The sequence below is a fragment of the Pseudomonas sp. 1D4 genome, from assembly GCF_001728925.1.
Taxonomy (GTDB): domain Bacteria; phylum Pseudomonadota; class Gammaproteobacteria; order Pseudomonadales; family Pseudomonadaceae; genus Metapseudomonas; species Metapseudomonas otitidis.
In genome coordinates this window covers 1-14,424 of record NZ_LXJQ01000025.1, presented here as the reverse complement: position 1 = coordinate 14,424, position 14,424 = coordinate 1, and the positions used below count along the sequence as shown (strand labels likewise).

The following is a 14,424-nucleotide window of genomic DNA, read 5'->3' as shown; positions in this document are numbered from 1 at the left end:
ATGTCCAGCCCGATCCAGCTGCAATTCGAATCCACCCTGCCCATCACGGCAGAGACCGCCTGGCGCTGGATCACCGACGTCGACCTGCTACGCGCGGAAATGCGCCCCTGGCTGCGCATGAGCGTCCCGCCCGGCATCCGCTCCCTCGACGACCTCACCCTCGTACCTGGACGCCCCCTGTTCACCAGCCGCCTCTGGCTGCTCGGCTGCCTGCCCATGGGCCATTCCCACCTCACGCTGGAATCCCTCGAACCCAGCCACGGCTTCGTCGAAGCCTCCCCCATGACCGGCATGCGCCTGTGGCGCCACGAACGCACCCTGCACGCCGTCGAAGGCGGCGTGCGGCTCTGCGACCGTTTGACCTTCGAGCCGCGCCTGGCCGCTACGCTGGTTCGCACCCTTACCCGTTTCTTCTTCAATCAACGCCACCGGGTACTCCGGCACCGAGCCACCGCCACGGATTAGCGCCCCAGCCCCTGGCCCGACGCCCCTCGCCTGCCTCGACAAGGACCTGCCATGGAAACCAGCAAGACCCGCACCAGCTTCTACCGCCGCCTCTACGTCGCCTGGCTGATCGACAGCGGCACCGCCACCAGCGTCCCCGCGCTGATGGAGGCCACCGGCATGCCCCGCCGCACCGCCCAGGACACCCTCGCCGCCCTCGCCGAACTGGACATCGACTGCCGCTTCGACCAGGCCGAAGGCGCGCGCAACAACAGCGGCCACTACCGCATCCACGACTGGGGCCCCATCGACCCGTCCTGGATCGACGCCAACCTGAGCCCGATCAAGGCGGTGCTCGGCTATCCCTGACAAGCTGCCGCCGCGTCAGAAACAGGAAGCCCCGCGTGAACAACGACCTGCTGATGGTCCTCGGCCTGCTGGCCGGCGCCGTCACCCTCTTCGCCCTCAACCGCCCGCGCATGGACGTGGTCGCCCTGCTGGTGCTCGTCGCCCTGCCCCTCACCGGCGTGCTCGACACCAGCGAAGCCCTGTCCGGCTTCAGCGACCCCAACGTGGTGCTGATCGCCGCCCTGTTCATCATCGGCGACGGTCTGGTGCGCACCGGCATCGCCTACCGCCTGGGGGACTGGTTGGTGGCCAGGGCCGGCAGCAGCGAAACGCGCCTGCTGGTCCTGCTGATGCTGGCCGCTGCCGGGCTCGGCTCGGTGATGAGTTCCACTGGCGTGGTCGCCATCTTCATCCCGGTCGCCCTCGGCGTCGCCTCGCGCCTGCGCATTCCGCCGGGCCGGCTGATGATGCCGCTGGCCTTCGCCGGGCTCATCAGCGGCATGCTCACCCTGGTGGCCACCGCCCCCAACCTGGTGGTCCACGCCGAACTCAAGCGCGCCGGTCTGGAGGGCTTCGGCTTCTTCAGCATGACCCCGGTGGGGCTCGCCGTACTGGTCCTCGGCATCGGCTACATGCTGCTGGTACGCCGCTGGCTCACCCCACGGGGCGAAGACGGCAACGCCAATGCCCCACGCCTGACCCTTGCCGACCTCGCCCGCGCCTACCGCCTGGACGAGCGCGAGCGACGCCTGCGGGTGCGCGCCGACTCGCCCCTGGCCTGCCAGGCCCTCAACGAACTGGAACTGCGCAGCCAGTACGGCATCAACGTCATCGCAGTGGAACGCCAGCGGCGCTTCCGCACCCTGCTGTTGATGGCCACCGGCGACACCCAGCTGGCGCCCGGCGACGTGCTGCTGGTGGACCTGGCCAGCCCCGCCATCGGCCTGCTCGGCGCCTACCAGCAACTGGGGCTGGAACCCATGCCCCTGGCCGACTCCTACTTCAGCCTGCACGCCCACCAGCTCGGCCTGGCCGAAGTGGCGATGCCGCCGGAATCCCAACTGCCGGGCAAGACCATCCAGGAACTGGGCTTCCGCACCCGGCACAAACTCAACGTGGTCGGCCTGCGCCGGAGCGGCAAGGCCCTGGAAGGGGTGCTGGTGGACGAGAAGCTCAAGGCCTCCGACACCCTGCTGGTGGCCGGCGAATGGCGGGCCATCCACCGCCTGCAGGGGCTGAGCCGCGACTTCCTGGTGCTCAGCCTGCCGGCCGAGGTGGACGAGGTCGCCCCCACCGCGCGCAAGGCGCCCTACGCCCTGCTCAGCCTGGGGGTGATGATCGCGCTGATGGTGTCCGGACTGGTGCCCAACGTGCTCGCTGCCCTGATCGGTTGCCTGCTGATGGGCGCCTTCCGCTGCATCGACCTGGACAGCGCCTACCGCGCCATCCACTGGCCGACCCTGGTGCTGATCGTCGGCATGCTGCCCTTCGCCACCGCCCTGCAACGCACCGGCGGCATCGACTTCGCCGTACAGGGGCTGGTCGCCCTGCTCGGCAACGCCGGGCCCTACGCCATGCTGGCCAGCCTGTTCGCCGTCACCGCGCTGATCGGCCTGTTCATCTCCAACACTGCCACCGCCGTGCTCATGGGCCCGGTGGCCATCGCCACCGCACAGCAACTGGGTGCCTCACCGCTGCCCTTCGCGCTGATCGTCGCCCTCGCCGCCTCGGCCGCCTTCATGACGCCGATCTCCTCCCCGGTGAACACCCTGGTGGTCGGCCCCGGACACTACCGCTTCGGTGACTTCGTGAAGATCGGCGTGCCCTTCACCCTCTTGGTGATGCTCGTCAGCGTGGTGCTGGTGCCCTGGCTATTCCCGCTCTGAGCGGGCAGCCCGTCAGGCCGTGCGCAGGAAGAAGCGCTTGGTGGCGCGGCGCAGCCAGTTGGACTCGGCCGCCAGGCGGGTGAGGTTCTCGCGCACCGCGCCCACGTAGTCGCGGTCGTCGTTGAGGATGTGGTTGAACAGCCAGCGGCCCAGCAGGGACTTCAGCTCATCGGCCACGTCCTCGCCCCGTGCGAAGCGCTCGCGATACTCCCCCACCCGGCGGATGAACAGTTCGTGCACACGCTTGTGGGCACGGGTGAAGGCGTAGCCGGCCTCCTCCATCATCGATTCCTCGAAGGCGAAGTGGGACAGGGTGTAGTCCACCAGCTCCTCGATCACCGTGGCGACGACCCCGGCATCCGCCCGGAGCTGCGCCTCGTGGAGCTGGTTGATCATGTCGACGATGCGCCGGTGCTGGTCATCGATCACGCCGATGCCACTGTCCAGCTCGTCACGCCATTGAAGAAAAGCCATGGTGTCCTCCTGATCTCACGGTCTGCCCGACAACCTAAGCGGGCCGCCCTCCTCGCCCCATGACACGCATCAACAGAGTTCCCCTCGCCAGGGCGTTGCACGACAGAACAGGTGCTTCCCACAAGGCACCGGCTGCGCATCCGACCGCTGACTTCAGCCCCCAGCCGTGGGAAAATCCCGCGCCCAACCCCAGCCGACAGCCGCCCCATGCCCCAGCCGCACAAACGCCCCCGCACGCCTGAAGCCCAGGCCGGCAAGGGCGCCCTGCACCCGCGCAATCGTCACCAGGGCCGCTACGACTTTCCCGCGCTGATCGCCGGCAGCCCCGAGCTGGGCGCCTTCGTCATCACCAACCCCTACGGCAAGCCGAGCATCGACTTCGCCAACCCCGACGCGGTGAAGGTGTTCAACCGGGCCCTGCTCAAGCAGTTCTACGGCATCCGCCAGTGGGACATCCCCGCCGGCTACCTGTGCCCGCCGATCCCCGGGCGTGCCGACTACCTGCACCACCTGGCCGACCTGCTCGGCGCCGCCCACGACGGTGTCATCCCCCAAGGCCCCGGCCTGCGCGGGCTGGACATCGGCGTCGGGGCCAACTGCGTCTACCCGCTGATCGGCCACCACGACTACGGCTGGCGCTTCGTCGGCGCCGACATCGACCCGCAGTCATTGGATTCCGCTGCCGCCATCCTCGCCGCCAACCCGCGCTTCGGCGACGCCATCGAACTGCGTCGCCAGGCCGATCCCCGGCACATCTTCCAGGGCCTGGTGCAGGCGGACGAACGCTTCGACTTCACCCTCTGCAACCCGCCCTTCCACGCCTCCCTGGACGAAGCCCGCAGCGGCAGCACCCGCAAGTGGAAGAACCTCGGCAAGCAGGACCCGAGCCGCCAACTGCCGGTGCTGAACTTCGGCGGCCAATCCAACGAGCTGCATTGCGAAGGGGGCGAAGCCGCCTTCATCGCCCGCCTGGCCGACGAGAGCGCCGCCTTCGCCCAGCAGGTGTTCTGGTTCAGCACCCTGGTCTCCAAGGTCGGCAACGTCGCCCCCCTGCAGGAGCGCCTCAAGGCCCTCGGCGCCACCGACATCCGCGTGGTGCACATGGCCCAGGGCCAGAAGCAGAGCCGCTTCGTCGCCTGGACCTACCTGGAGAAGACCCAGCGCCGCGCCTGGCGCAAGGCACGCTGGCCATAGGGTGGACGTCGCTTTTCACGTCCACCATCGGCGTTACCGGCCACACCGACGGTGGACCGGTGAAGCGCGGTCCACCCTACGCCCGGGATCGAGTCCGCTGCCGCTACAGAAGGTGGGCTGAAGCCCGCCCTAAGACCGCTCAGCGGGCGAACAACCGGTACGCCGGGTTGTCGCTTTCGTCCCACCAGGGGTAGCCGATGGCGTCCAGGGCGGCGGGCAGTTGGTGCATCTGTTCCTCCGGCACCTGCAGCCCGGCCAGTACGCGGCCGTCGGCGGCGCCGTGGTTGCGGTAGTGGAACAGGCTGATGTTCCAGCGCCCCCCCAGCTTGTCGAGGAAGTTGAACAGCGCACCGGGCCGCTCGGGGAACTCGAAGCGCAGCAGGCGCTCGCCCTGCGCGCCCTCGGCGCGGCCGCCGACCATGTGGCGGATGTGCAGCTTGGCGAGTTCGTTGTCGGTCAGGTCCAGCACCGGGAAGCCTTGCTGCCGCAGCCCCTCCACCAGCGTCTGGCGCGGGTCGCTGAGCGGGTGGGTCTGCACGCCGACGAACAACCGGGCCTGGTCGCCGTCGTCGTAGCGGTAGCTGAATTCGGTGATCTGCCGCTTGCCCAGCGCTTCGCAGAAGGCGCGGAAGCTGCCCGGCCGCTCGGGGATGGTGACGGCGATGATGGCCTCGCGCTGTTCACCCAGCTCTGCACGCTCGGCCACGTGGCGCAGGCGGTCGAAGTTGACGTTGGCGCCGGAGTCGATGGCCACCAGCACCTGCCCCGTCACGCCCTCGCGCTCGACGTAGCGCTTGATCCCGGCCACGGCCAGGGCGCCGGAGGGCTCGGTGATGGAGCGGGTGTCGTCGTAGATGTCCTTGATCGCCGCGCAGACCTCGTCGGTGCTGACGGTGATCACCTCGTCCACGTACTCGCGGCACACCTCGAAGTTGTGCGCGCCGATCTGCGCCACCGCCACGCCGTCGGCGAACAGTCCCACCTGTTCCAGCACCACCCGCTCGCCCGCTGCCAGGGCCGCCTGCAGGCAGTTGGAGTCGTCCGGTTCGACGCCGATCACCTTCACCTCGGGCCGCAGGTACTTCACGTAGGCGGCGATGCCGGCGATCAGACCGCCGCCGCCCACCGGCACGAAGATGGCATCGAGCTGGCCGGGCTGCTGGCGCAGGATCTCCATGGCCACGGTGCCCTGCCCGGCGATCACTTCGGGGTCGTCGTAAGGTGGGATGAAGGTCAGCCCCTCGGCCTGCACACGCGCCCAGGCATGGGCCAGGGCCTCGGGGAAAGCGTCGCCATGCAGCACCACCTTGCCACCCCGGGCCAGCACGCCCTGGACCTTCAGCTCCGGCGTGGTGCGCGGCATGACGATGGTGGCGTCGATGCCCAGCTCGCGGGCCGCCAGGGCCAGGCCCTGGGCATGGTTGCCGGCGGAGGCGGCGATCACCCCGCGCGCCCGGGCCTCCGGCTCCAACTGGACGAGGCGGTTGTAGGCGCCGCGGATCTTGAAGGAGTAGACCGGCTGCAGGTCCTCGCGCTTGAGCAGCACCCGGTTGCCGAGCCGCTCGGCAAGGCGCGGGGCCGGTTGCAGGGGCGTCTCGATGGCGACGTCATAGACCGGCGCACGGAGGATCTTCTGCACGTAGTGCTTGAGCAGGGCCTCGCTCATGGCGTCACCTCCGGCGCGGTGCCGTCCAGCAGGGCGGTGCCGTAGGAGTTGTCCACCGCACAGCGCCAGGCGCCGTCCGGCTCCTTGCGGAACACGTAGGTGGCCTTGCGTTCGACGAAGGAGAGGAAGCCATCGGTGGCCCGCCACTGGATGCGCGCGCGGCCCAGCACCAGCGCAGTGTCCGTGGTCTCCATCACCTGCAGGTCGCGCTGGGTCACCCAGAGGCTGTGCTGGAAGTGGGCGGCGATGCCGTCGAAGGCCTGGCGGATGCGCTCGCGCCCCTGGACCTCCAGCCCCGGCCGCACCACCAGCACGGCGTCGTCGGTGTAGAAGTCCATCAGCGCATCGAAGCGCCCGCTGTTGATCAGGTGGTCGGCCCTTTGCACGGCCTCGACGAGGGGGGAAGGGTTCATGCTGTCTCCTGGCTTGGCTGGGACCCTGGAGACAGAAAGAAGAAACCCGCCTCTAGGGCGGGTTTCCGGTCGATGATCGCTACCCCGCCATGATCGGAATGGCGGTAATAATCTGCTGGCGCGGCATCGAGGTGTTCGGGTTCATGGGGGCGGAAACTATTCCAGCCAGCCCCATCGCGTCAAGCGTCGGCATCCGTGCACTCACCCCAACAATTCGGCGAACGCCTTGTCCGCCTCCAGCACGGCCGGCAGCGCGTTGAACAGCGCCACCAGGTCCACCCCCTCCATCAACGGTCCGTCCAGCGATACGCGCGCCTCGTCGGTGGCGCCGCCATGGGCCTGCAGGGCTTCGCTGACCAGCACTGCCTGGGCCAGCACGCGCGACAACTGGGCCTCCGCCGGGGCCTGCATGGGGCGGGCCTGGTAGGCGATGGCCTGCTGGATCACCACCGGCAACTGCCAGCGACGCGCCAGCTCGGCGCCGACCTCGGGGTAGCCGAAGCCCAGTTGCAGCGTCTCGTTGGCAGCCCGCCCGGCAGCGCCGCCCTTGCCGCTGTTGAAGCGCTCAGCGAACTCCGGCGCGCCGGTCTGGATCAGCAGTTCGCCGATGTCATGCATCATCCCGCAGGTGAAGGCGGTGTCCGGGTCGAGCCCGCGCTGCTTGGCCAGCAGGCGGCTGATGCTGGCCACCTGGAAGCTGTGCAGCCAGAAGCCCTTGAGGTCGAAGCTGGTGGGTGCCTTGAACGCGCCGGTGACGGCCGAGGCCATGACCAGGGTGCGCAGGGTGTTGAAGCCCAGGCGCATGGCCGCATCCTCGACGCTGGTGGACTCGCGGGCACCGCGAAAGCGCGCGGAGTTGGCCAGGCGCAACACCTTGGCGGCGATCACCGGGTCCAACTGGATGTTGCGCGCCACGGCGTCGAGGCTGGACGTGGGGTTGTCGAACTGCTGGATCAGGTCCTGCGCCACCTTGGGAATGCTGGGCAGGGTATGGAGCTGGGCGAACAGCGTTTCTATATCCATGGGAGCACCTCACTCATCGGCGTGTAAGCCAAAGGATAGGCACTTTTCCATGGCCTGCCCGGCGCACGGGTAACGTCGCCCCAGAGGCTCTGTTCAGCGCTCTCCAGGCGCGCCGGGCGCCATTTCCGGGAGCCCCTGCGCCGGTGTGTCGCGGCCTTCGCCCCGGCGCGCCGCCGCCGCTGGGGCGTCGTCCAGCTCGCCGTTCGTCGGCAAGTCCTGCTGCGGGGGGCGGGCGAGGCGTGCCAGGGCCAGGCAGCCCTGCATCGGCACCCGCAGCACCAGCGCGGCGCGCATCCGCTCGCGCTCGCACAATGCCCACAGCAGGAACAGCGCCAGGCCGATCTGCCGGCCACCGCAGTAGATGCGCACGTTGCTCACAGAGGGCGTCTCCGTCAGCAAGATGCCGTTGAGGTTGGCCACTTCCTAGGGACGGAACCGGTATGCCAGCCCGAAGCCGGCGAATACCGGCACCTGGATCACCAGGATCACGCGGGCCAGCCCCATTGCCTTGCCCTCTTGCGGTAACGGAACGGGCAACAGATCCACCCCCAGCGAATCGTTCGGCCAACCCATCGGACGGTGCCGGGCCAGACGGGCCGGGACTAGGCTGCGGACAGTCCAGCCACCCGAGGAGACACCCATGCTGCCCCCGCGCCAGAGCCTGCCGTTGTTCGCCATGCTGCTCGGGGCCAGCCTCGCCCCCACGGCAGAAGGCAGCGGCGACGCGCCCCCGGCGGCAGCCCCGACGACCTTCAGTGTGCGCGGCAGCCTGGTGCCGGAGCAGGCTGCCTTCGGCCAGCGCCTGGACAACGCCGTGCACAAAGCCATGGACGCCAAGGGCTACCGCTACCGCGAGCAGGAAGACGACCTGGCGCTGTACTACGGCCTACCGGGGTCGCAGGAGGGTGATGGCCTCAGCCTGCGGGTGTTCGACGGCTTCGATGAGCGGCTGCTCTACGAGGCCCGCGCCGGCCAGCCCCTGGACAGCCTGGCGCAGACCGACCTGGACCAGGCCATTGCCCTGCTGCTGCAGGACTTTCCCCTCCGGCGCATGGGCTGAACGGCACATCCGGTAACAGCCTTGGCGCGCGCCACGACCCGCATGGCGCTAAGCTCCGCCGATTTCCGCCAGGAGAACTCCCATGCGCCTCTACCTGCTCCCCCTGCTCGTTGCCCCGCTGTTCGCCCAGGCCGCCGACCCGGTCACCCTGGACGTCTACCGCGACCCCAACTGCGGGTGCTGCAAGGCCTGGATCAGCCACCTGCGGGACAACGGCCTGCAGGTCAACGACCACGTGGAAAACGACATGGCCGCGGTCAAGGAGCGCCTCGGCGTCCCCCACCGCCTGGGCTCGTGCCACACCGGCGTGATCGACGGCAAGTTCGTCGAGGGCCACGTGCCCGCCCGCGACGTGCTGCGCCTGCGCGAGCGCGCCGACCTGATCGGCGCCGCTGTGCCCGGCATGCCCATCGGCTCTCCGGGCATGGAGATGGGCGACCGCCAGGACGCCTACCAGGTGGTTGGCCTCGACAGCCAGGGCCGCGAGAGCGTGCTGGCGGAATATCCGGCACACTGACCGCCCCTTATCCACAATGGCGGCCCCTCCATAAGGCGCCTCTAAAAACGTAGGCGAGGCCGTCAGCGCAAGGCAGAAACAGGCGAAAAAGCGCAGTTTACGTTTGGTAAATGAGCATTTTTAGCCTGTTTTTAACGCCGCGATGACAACGCAGGTAGTTTTTAGAAGTGTCCTTGGAGTGGCCGCCTGCATTTCAGGAGCAAGACATGGATTACTGGCAGGTCGATGTATTCGCCGAACGGGTGCTGGCCGGCAACGGACTGGCGGTGTTCGCCGACGCGAGAGGGCTTTCCGGCGAGGCGATGCAGGCACTGACCCGGGAGCTGCGGCAGTTCGAGTCGATCTTCCTCGCGCCCAGCGCCGAGGCCGACCTGTTCTCCGCGCGCATCTTCACCCTGGAAGAAGAGCTGCCCTTCGCCGGCCACCCGATTCTCGGCGCCGCCGCCCTGCTCCATCACCTGCATGCCCGCACCGACAGCGCCACCTGGCGGCTGCGCCTGGGCGAGCGCGACGTGCCACTGACAACCCGCCGCCAGGCCAATGGCGGCTACCACGCGGAGATGGACCAAGGGCCGGCCCGGTTCGGCCAGGAACTGGACGCCACGGCCGCCGACGCCTTCGCCGCCGCCTTCAGCAGCCAGTGGGACCGCCGCCACCCGCCCCGGGTGGTCAGCACCGGCCTGCCCTACCTGTTGTTGCCAGTGACCGCCGCCGGCCTCGCCAATGCCCGCCAGCAACGCCTGCTGGGCGACGACCTGGCAGCCATCGGCGCGGCCTTCGTGTTCCTCATCGACGTGGACGCCCGCGAAGGCCGCACCTGGGACCCGGCCGGCCTGGTGGAAGACATCGCCACCGGCAGCGCCGCCGGCCCGGTCGCCGCCTGGCTGGTGGAGCGCGGCCTGGCGCCTCGGGGCGAACCCTTCGCCCTCGCCCAGGGGCGCTTCCTGCAGCGCCCCAGCCGCCTGGAAGTTCGCGTCGAGGCCGACGGTCACGTGCATGTCGGCGGCGGCGTGCACCTGCTGGCCCGCGGCACCTTGCTGCACGCCCCTGAAACGCTGGTCTGACGACCGACCTGGCGCTCACGGCGCCGGGCGACAAGACTTGGGCGTTTGACGGCAGCGGAGGCAACGATGCGTTGGCAGCGCGCAAGACGCAGCGACAACCTGGTGGACGCCCGCCGCAGCGGCCTGCCCGGCAAGGGCCTGGGCCTCGGCGGGCTGGCCCTGGTGGTGGTGGTCGGCCTGCTGCTGGGGGAAGACCCACTGACCATCCTCGACCAGGTGGCGCGCCAGGCCTCGGTGGCCACCGCGCCGCCCCACAGCGGCACACCGGTGGGCGACGAGCAGGAGGTGGAGTTCGTCCGCGCCGTGCTCGGCGACACCGAGGACACCTGGCAGGTGCTGTTCCAGCAGGCCGGGCGCAGCTACCCGGAGCCGCGCCTGGTGCTGTTCAGTGGCGCGGTGGAGTCCGCCTGCGGCCACGCCAGTTCGGCGGTGGGCCCGTTCTATTGCCCCGGTGATCGCCAGGTGTACCTGGACCTGGATTTCTTCCGCGAGATGAGCCAGCGCTTCTCCGCCGCCGGCGACTTCGCTCAGGCCTACGTCATCGCCCACGAGGTGGGCCACCATGTGCAGACCGTGCTGGGCCTGACCGCTCGCCTCGACGAGGCGCGCCGCCGGGGCGCACGGCTGGAGGGCGCGAATGGCCTGCTGGTACGTCAGGAGTTGCAGGCCGACTGCCTGGCCGGGGTCTGGGCGCACCACGCGCAGAAGCGCCTGCAATGGCTGGAGCCAGGTGATATCGAGGAAGCCCTCAACGCCGCCAGCGCCATCGGTGACGACCGCCTGCAACGCCAGGCGCGGGGCCAGGTCCGCCCCGATGCCTTCACCCACGGCACCTCGGAGCAGCGGGTGCGCTGGTTCAAGGCCGGTTTCGAGAGCGGCCAGGTGAAGCGCTGCGACACCTTCTCGGCGCCGCGCCTCTAGGGCCTGATCAGCGCGCGGGAAGCGTCTCGGCCCGCAACAGGTCGAGCATCGCCACGCAATCGGGCAGGTGCCAGTCGGCCAGCTCCGGCCAGGGGTTCTCCGGCAGGTTGACCAGCACCGTGGCGGCACCGGCCGCACGGCCGCAGTCCAGGTCGAAGCGGTAGTCCCCTACCATCACCAGTTCCTCCGGCGCCACCGTCCACTGCTCGGCCAGGTGCAGCAGCCCGCCCGGGTGGGGCTTGGGCGGCGCCTCGTCGCGGCCGAGGATGTCGGCATGGGCGAAGCAGTCATCCAGGCCGATGGCCTGCAGGGTCAGCAGCGCCAGTTCACGGGCATTGCGGGTGAGGATGCCGAGGCGCACGCCCTGCTCATGCAGGGCCCGCACCAGTGGGACTGCGCCGGTGGCCGGGCGCGAGGCCAGGGCCAGTTCGCGCTCGTGCTCCAGCAGCCAGGCGTGCTTGGCGCGGGACTCGGCCTCCGGCAGGGCGGCCAGGTGATGGAGGATGTCGTCCTCCGGGGGGATGTCCAGCGCCCGGCGGATGGCGGCGAAGTCATGCACGGCTACCGTCAGGGTCCCGTCCATGTCGAACACCCAGTGCTGGTAGCTGGCCAGCGGCCGCGCCTGGCGGGCGTTCATTTCCAGTCCTCGCGCAGGCGGGTCAGGCCTTCCTGGGCCACCGAGGCCACCAGTTGCCCGGCGCGGTTGAAGATGCTGCCACGGGAGAACCCGCGGGAATTGCCGGACCAGGGGCTGTCCATGGCGTAGAGCAGCCAGTCATCGGCGCGCAGGTCGCGGTGGAACCACAGCGCGTGGTCGAGGCTGGCCACCTGCATGAACTTCTGCCACACCGAAACCCCGTGGGGCAGCATGGCGGTGGTCAGCAGGCCGAAGTCCGAGGCGTAGGCGAGGATGTACTTGTGCAGCGCGGCGATGTCCGGCAGCGAGCCATCGGCGCGGAACCAGACGTGCTTGATCGGCTCGCCGGGCTTGGGGTCGTAGGGGTTGTTGGCGCTGACCGGGCGGATCTCGATGGGCTTGGCGCAGAGGAACTTGTCACGCACCCGCTCGGACAGCAGGTGGACATTGCGCTTGGTCAGCTCCAGCTCGCTCGGCAGGTTCTCCGGGCCCGGTACGTCGGGCATGGTGATCTGGTGCTCGAAGCCGCCCTCGTCCTGCTGGAAGGACGCGCTGCAGGTGAAGATCTGCTGGCCCTTCTGGATCGCCGTGACCCGGCGGGTGCTGAAGCTGCCGCCGTCGCGCACCCGCTCCACCGAGTAGACCACCGGCAGGCTGGCGTCGCCGGGGCGCAGGAAGTAGCCATGCAGCGAGTGCACATGGCGCTCCGGCTCCACCGTCTGGCTCGCCGCCGACAGCGACTGGCCCAGCACCTGGCCGCCGAACAGCTGGCGGAAGCCGAGGTCCTGGCTGACGCCGCGGAACAGGTTCTCCTCGATGGATTCGAGGCTCAGCAGGGCGACCAGTTCGTCGAGCACCTGGGTCATGGGGTTCTCCTCAGCAAGGCACGCCGCCGCATCGGCCGTGCGGCGGTCTTCATCGTTCGGGGTGGGCCGAGCAGCGCGGCCGGGGGCAAATGATAAAGGTTCGGCCGCTCCGGGTTGAGGGAAAACATCGGCGATGTTCACGCCATTTCAGCGGGTGCCCCGTGCAAGGCCCAAAGAGGCGACCGGCGGCACGCCCGCCCTCAGCGTCGCGCCGCCCAGTCCGCCTGGCTGATGCGGTACAGCACGTGGCGCCTCAGGGAATGCCCCTCCGGCAGGCGCGGATGCTCGAAGTCCCCCGCCTCGTCGCGGCGCATGCCCAGCCGCTGCATGAGCATCCAGGACGGCTGGTTGGCCGGCACGGTGAAGGCCACCACCTCCTCCAGCCCCAGGGTGGCGAAGGCGAAGTCCAGCACCGCGCCTGCCGCCTCGCCGGCCAGCCCCTGGCCCCAGAAGCGCGGCAGCAGGCGCCAGCCGATCTCCACCGCCGGGGTGAAGGGCGCCTCGAAGCCCACGTGCAGCAACGCCAGCATGCCGACGAAGGCGCCATCGCTGCGCTGCTCCACCACCCAGAGGCCAAAGCCGTGGGCCTCGACGTGCTCGCCCAGGCGCGCGGCCAGGGCGTCGCTTTCCGTGCGGTCCAGGCAGGCGGGGAAATGGCGCATCACCGCCGGGTCAGCGTTCAGTGCGGCAAAGGCCGGGGCGTCATCGTCGCGCCAGGGGCGCAGGCGCAGCCGGGGTGTCAGCAACTCGGGGGCGGGCATGGGCTTTCTCGGGCTGGGGCAAAGGCGCCTATCATACGGCCGCGCCCTGCCACGAGAACCCGCCGATGGACCTGCCACTGGTCTACCACGACGACTACAGCCCGCCCTTCCCGCCGGAACACCGCTTCCCCATGGAGAAGTTCCGCCTGCTGTACCAGCACCTGGTGGCCAGCGGCATCGCCACAGACGCCACCCTGCACCGCCCGCCCCTGTGCCCGCCGGAGGTGCTGGCCCTGGCCCATTGCCCGGACTACATCGCCCGCTACCTGCAGGGCGAGCTGGCCCGGGAGGACCAGCGCCGCCTCGGCCTGCCCTGGAGTGAGGCCCTGGCCCGACGCACCGTGCGCGCCGTGGGCGGCTCGCTGCTGGCGGCGGAACTGGCCCTGGAACATGGTCTGGCCTGCCACCTGGCCGGCGGCACCCACCACGCCCACTACGACTTCCCCTCGGGCTTCTGCATCTTCAACGACCTGGCGGTGATCAGCCGTTACCTGCTGGAAGCCGGGCGGGTCGGCCGGGTGCTGATCTTCGACTGCGACGTGCACCAGGGCGACGGCACCGCCCGCATCCTGGCCGACACCCCGGAGGCCATCACCGTCTCGCTGCACTGCGAAAAGAACTTCCCCGCGCGCAAGGCCGAGAGCGACTGGGACATTCCCCTGCCCATGGGCCTGGCCGACGACGGCTACCTGCAGGTGGTGGACGACGCGCTGAACTACCTGCTTCCGCTCTACCAGCCGGACCTGGTGATCTACGACGCCGGCGTCGACGTGCACAAGGACGACACCCTGGGCTACCTGCAGCTCACCGACGCGGGCCTGGCCCGGCGCGACGAAGCGGTGATGCGCCACTGCCTGGGCCGCGACATTCCGGTGGTAGGAGTGATCGGCGGCGGCTACGACAAGGACCGCGCCGCCCTCGCCCGCCGCCACGGCATCCTCCACTACAGCGCCGCGCGGGTGTGGCGGAGCGAGGGATTGGCATAAGGCTCAGCCCAGCCTGGGGTCCGGCATGAGCGGCAAACCCGCCCTCATCGGGCGCCAACAACACGTTGGCTCATTTTCCCGCGTGACTATCGGAAGCGCCTGATGGAATCCCCCTAATACAAACAGTCAGTCTCCGTCCTCCCAGTTCCCAAGGACGGAGCACA

The 14,424-nt window shown here is 69.5% G+C and carries 17 protein-coding genes; 9 read left to right on the top strand and 8 right to left on the bottom strand.

All coding sequences use genetic code 11. From position 1 onward, the window contains the following. Genes A7D27_RS14295 through A7D27_RS14285 form a run of 3 tightly spaced genes read left to right on the top strand, consistent with a single transcriptional unit; the run spans position 1 to position 2,678 of the window. On the top strand, positions 1-465 hold the full coding sequence (locus A7D27_RS14295) for a hypothetical protein (RefSeq protein WP_069559350.1): 465 nt from the start codon (positions 1-3) through the stop codon (positions 463-465). 51 nt (positions 466-516) lie between these two features. Further along, entirely contained in the window at positions 517-813 is a 297-nt protein-coding gene (locus A7D27_RS14290; protein ID WP_069559351.1) for a helix-turn-helix domain-containing protein, read from the top strand. 35 nt (positions 814-848) lie between these two features. After that, on the top strand, positions 849-2,678 hold the full coding sequence (locus A7D27_RS14285; protein ID WP_069559352.1) for an SLC13 family permease: 1,830 nt from the start codon (positions 849-851) through the stop codon (positions 2,676-2,678). Positions 2,679-2,690: 12 nt separating this feature from the next. On the opposite strand, the gene A7D27_RS14280 is transcribed toward A7D27_RS14285, so the two are convergent. After that, positions 2,691-3,152: a bacteriohemerythrin gene (locus tag A7D27_RS14280; RefSeq protein WP_069559353.1), complete on the bottom strand. Its 462-nt coding sequence runs from the start codon at positions 3,150-3,152 to the stop codon at positions 2,691-2,693. Between the two features lie 174 nt (positions 3,153-3,326). Between A7D27_RS14280 and rlmF the strand changes: the two genes are divergently transcribed. After that, positions 3,327-4,346 carry a 23S rRNA (adenine(1618)-N(6))-methyltransferase RlmF gene (gene rlmF / locus A7D27_RS14275; RefSeq protein ID WP_371850548.1) on the top strand — a complete coding sequence of 340 codons (1,020 nt, stop codon included), beginning with the start codon at positions 3,327-3,329 and terminating at the stop codon, positions 4,344-4,346. 139 nt (positions 4,347-4,485) lie between these two features. Here the strand turns inward: rlmF and ilvA are convergent, their stop codons facing one another. The 4 genes from ilvA to A7D27_RS14255 form a co-directional block, all read right to left on the bottom strand. After that, entirely contained in the window at positions 4,486-6,000 is a 1,515-nt protein-coding gene (ilvA, locus tag A7D27_RS14270; RefSeq protein ID WP_069565307.1) for a threonine ammonia-lyase, biosynthetic, read from the bottom strand. 8 nt (positions 6,001-6,008) lie between these two features. Beyond that, entirely contained in the window at positions 6,009-6,425 is a 417-nt protein-coding gene (locus A7D27_RS14265; RefSeq protein ID WP_044410586.1) for a DUF4440 domain-containing protein, read from the bottom strand. Between the two features lie 201 nt (positions 6,426-6,626). Then, complete coding sequence (locus A7D27_RS14260; RefSeq protein ID WP_069563627.1) at positions 6,627-7,448, bottom strand: HDOD domain-containing protein; 822 nt, start codon at positions 7,446-7,448, stop codon at positions 6,627-6,629. 93 nt (positions 7,449-7,541) lie between these two features. Beyond that, positions 7,542-7,826, bottom strand: a complete 285-nt coding sequence (locus tag A7D27_RS14255; RefSeq protein ID WP_170832295.1) for a hypothetical protein — start codon at positions 7,824-7,826, stop codon at positions 7,542-7,544. Between the two features lie 262 nt (positions 7,827-8,088). On the opposite strand from A7D27_RS14255, the gene A7D27_RS14250 reads away from it, so the two are divergent. The 4 genes from A7D27_RS14250 to A7D27_RS14235 all read left to right on the top strand — a co-directional run bounded on the left by A7D27_RS14250 (position 8,089) and on the right by A7D27_RS14235 (position 11,010). Beyond that, complete coding sequence (locus A7D27_RS14250; RefSeq protein WP_069565277.1) at positions 8,089-8,508, top strand: DUF4136 domain-containing protein; 420 nt, start codon at positions 8,089-8,091, stop codon at positions 8,506-8,508. 82 nt (positions 8,509-8,590) lie between these two features. Further along, positions 8,591-9,025: a DUF411 domain-containing protein gene (locus A7D27_RS14245; RefSeq protein WP_069563630.1), complete on the top strand. Its 435-nt coding sequence runs from the start codon at positions 8,591-8,593 to the stop codon at positions 9,023-9,025. A 206-nt stretch (positions 9,026-9,231) separates the two neighbouring features. After that, positions 9,232-10,089 (top strand): PhzF family phenazine biosynthesis protein, encoded by an 858-nt coding sequence (locus A7D27_RS14240; RefSeq protein ID WP_069565276.1) that lies wholly within the window; start codon positions 9,232-9,234, stop codon positions 10,087-10,089. A 66-nt stretch (positions 10,090-10,155) separates the two neighbouring features. Next, the gene (locus A7D27_RS14235; RefSeq protein WP_069565275.1) at positions 10,156-11,010 is read left to right on the top strand and encodes a neutral zinc metallopeptidase; all 855 of its coding nucleotides are present in this window, start codon (positions 10,156-10,158) and stop codon (positions 11,008-11,010) included. A 7-nt stretch (positions 11,011-11,017) separates the two neighbouring features. Here A7D27_RS14235 and A7D27_RS14230 read toward each other — a convergent pair whose 3' ends face one another. From A7D27_RS14230 to A7D27_RS14220, 3 genes are all read right to left on the bottom strand, one after another. After that, complete coding sequence (locus A7D27_RS14230; RefSeq protein ID WP_069565274.1) at positions 11,018-11,647, bottom strand: HAD family hydrolase; 630 nt, start codon at positions 11,645-11,647, stop codon at positions 11,018-11,020. Further along, positions 11,644-12,513, bottom strand: coding sequence for an acyl-CoA thioesterase II (gene tesB, locus A7D27_RS14225; protein ID WP_069563634.1), 870 nt, complete (start codon positions 12,511-12,513; stop codon positions 11,644-11,646). The genes A7D27_RS14230 and tesB overlap by 4 nt, the downstream gene beginning before the upstream one ends. 200 nt (positions 12,514-12,713) lie before the next feature. After that, the gene (locus A7D27_RS14220; protein ID WP_069565273.1) at positions 12,714-13,274 is read right to left on the bottom strand and encodes a GNAT family N-acetyltransferase; all 561 of its coding nucleotides are present in this window, start codon (positions 13,272-13,274) and stop codon (positions 12,714-12,716) included. A gap of 65 nt (positions 13,275-13,339) precedes the next feature. On the opposite strand from A7D27_RS14220, the gene A7D27_RS14215 reads away from it, so the two are divergent. Beyond that, positions 13,340-14,260 carry a histone deacetylase gene (locus tag A7D27_RS14215; protein ID WP_069565272.1) on the top strand — a complete coding sequence of 307 codons (921 nt, stop codon included), beginning with the start codon at positions 13,340-13,342 and terminating at the stop codon, positions 14,258-14,260. The last annotated feature ends 164 nt before the right edge of the window (positions 14,261-14,424 follow it).

Bases quoted from the DNA above. Each gene is read 5' to 3' on its own strand.
- A7D27_RS14295 (WP_069559350.1), top strand. From the start codon at position 1: ATGTCCAGCCCGATCCAGCTGCAATTCGAATCCACCCTGCCCATCACG.
- A7D27_RS14290 (WP_069559351.1), top strand. From the start codon at position 517: ATGGAAACCAGCAAGACCCGCACCAGCTTCTACCGCCGCCTCTACGTC.
- A7D27_RS14280 (WP_069559353.1), bottom strand. From the start codon at position 3,152: ATGGCTTTTCTTCAATGGCGTGACGAGCTGGACAGTGGCATCGGCGTG.
- A7D27_RS14265 (WP_044410586.1), bottom strand. From the start codon at position 6,425: ATGAACCCTTCCCCCCTCGTCGAGGCCGTGCAAAGGGCCGACCACCTG.
- A7D27_RS14260 (WP_069563627.1), bottom strand. From the start codon at position 7,448: ATGGATATAGAAACGCTGTTCGCCCAGCTCCATACCCTGCCCAGCATT.
- A7D27_RS14250 (WP_069565277.1), top strand. From the start codon at position 8,089: ATGCTGCCCCCGCGCCAGAGCCTGCCGTTGTTCGCCATGCTGCTCGGG.
- A7D27_RS14245 (WP_069563630.1), top strand. From the start codon at position 8,591: ATGCGCCTCTACCTGCTCCCCCTGCTCGTTGCCCCGCTGTTCGCCCAG.
- A7D27_RS14240 (WP_069565276.1), top strand. From the start codon at position 9,232: ATGGATTACTGGCAGGTCGATGTATTCGCCGAACGGGTGCTGGCCGGC.
- A7D27_RS14235 (WP_069565275.1), top strand. From the start codon at position 10,156: ATGCGTTGGCAGCGCGCAAGACGCAGCGACAACCTGGTGGACGCCCGC.
- A7D27_RS14230 (WP_069565274.1), bottom strand. From the start codon at position 11,647: ATGAACGCCCGCCAGGCGCGGCCGCTGGCCAGCTACCAGCACTGGGTG.
- tesB (WP_069563634.1), bottom strand. From the start codon at position 12,513: ATGACCCAGGTGCTCGACGAACTGGTCGCCCTGCTGAGCCTCGAATCC.
- A7D27_RS14220 (WP_069565273.1), bottom strand. From the start codon at position 13,274: ATGCCCGCCCCCGAGTTGCTGACACCCCGGCTGCGCCTGCGCCCCTGG.
- A7D27_RS14215 (WP_069565272.1), top strand. From the start codon at position 13,340: ATGGACCTGCCACTGGTCTACCACGACGACTACAGCCCGCCCTTCCCG.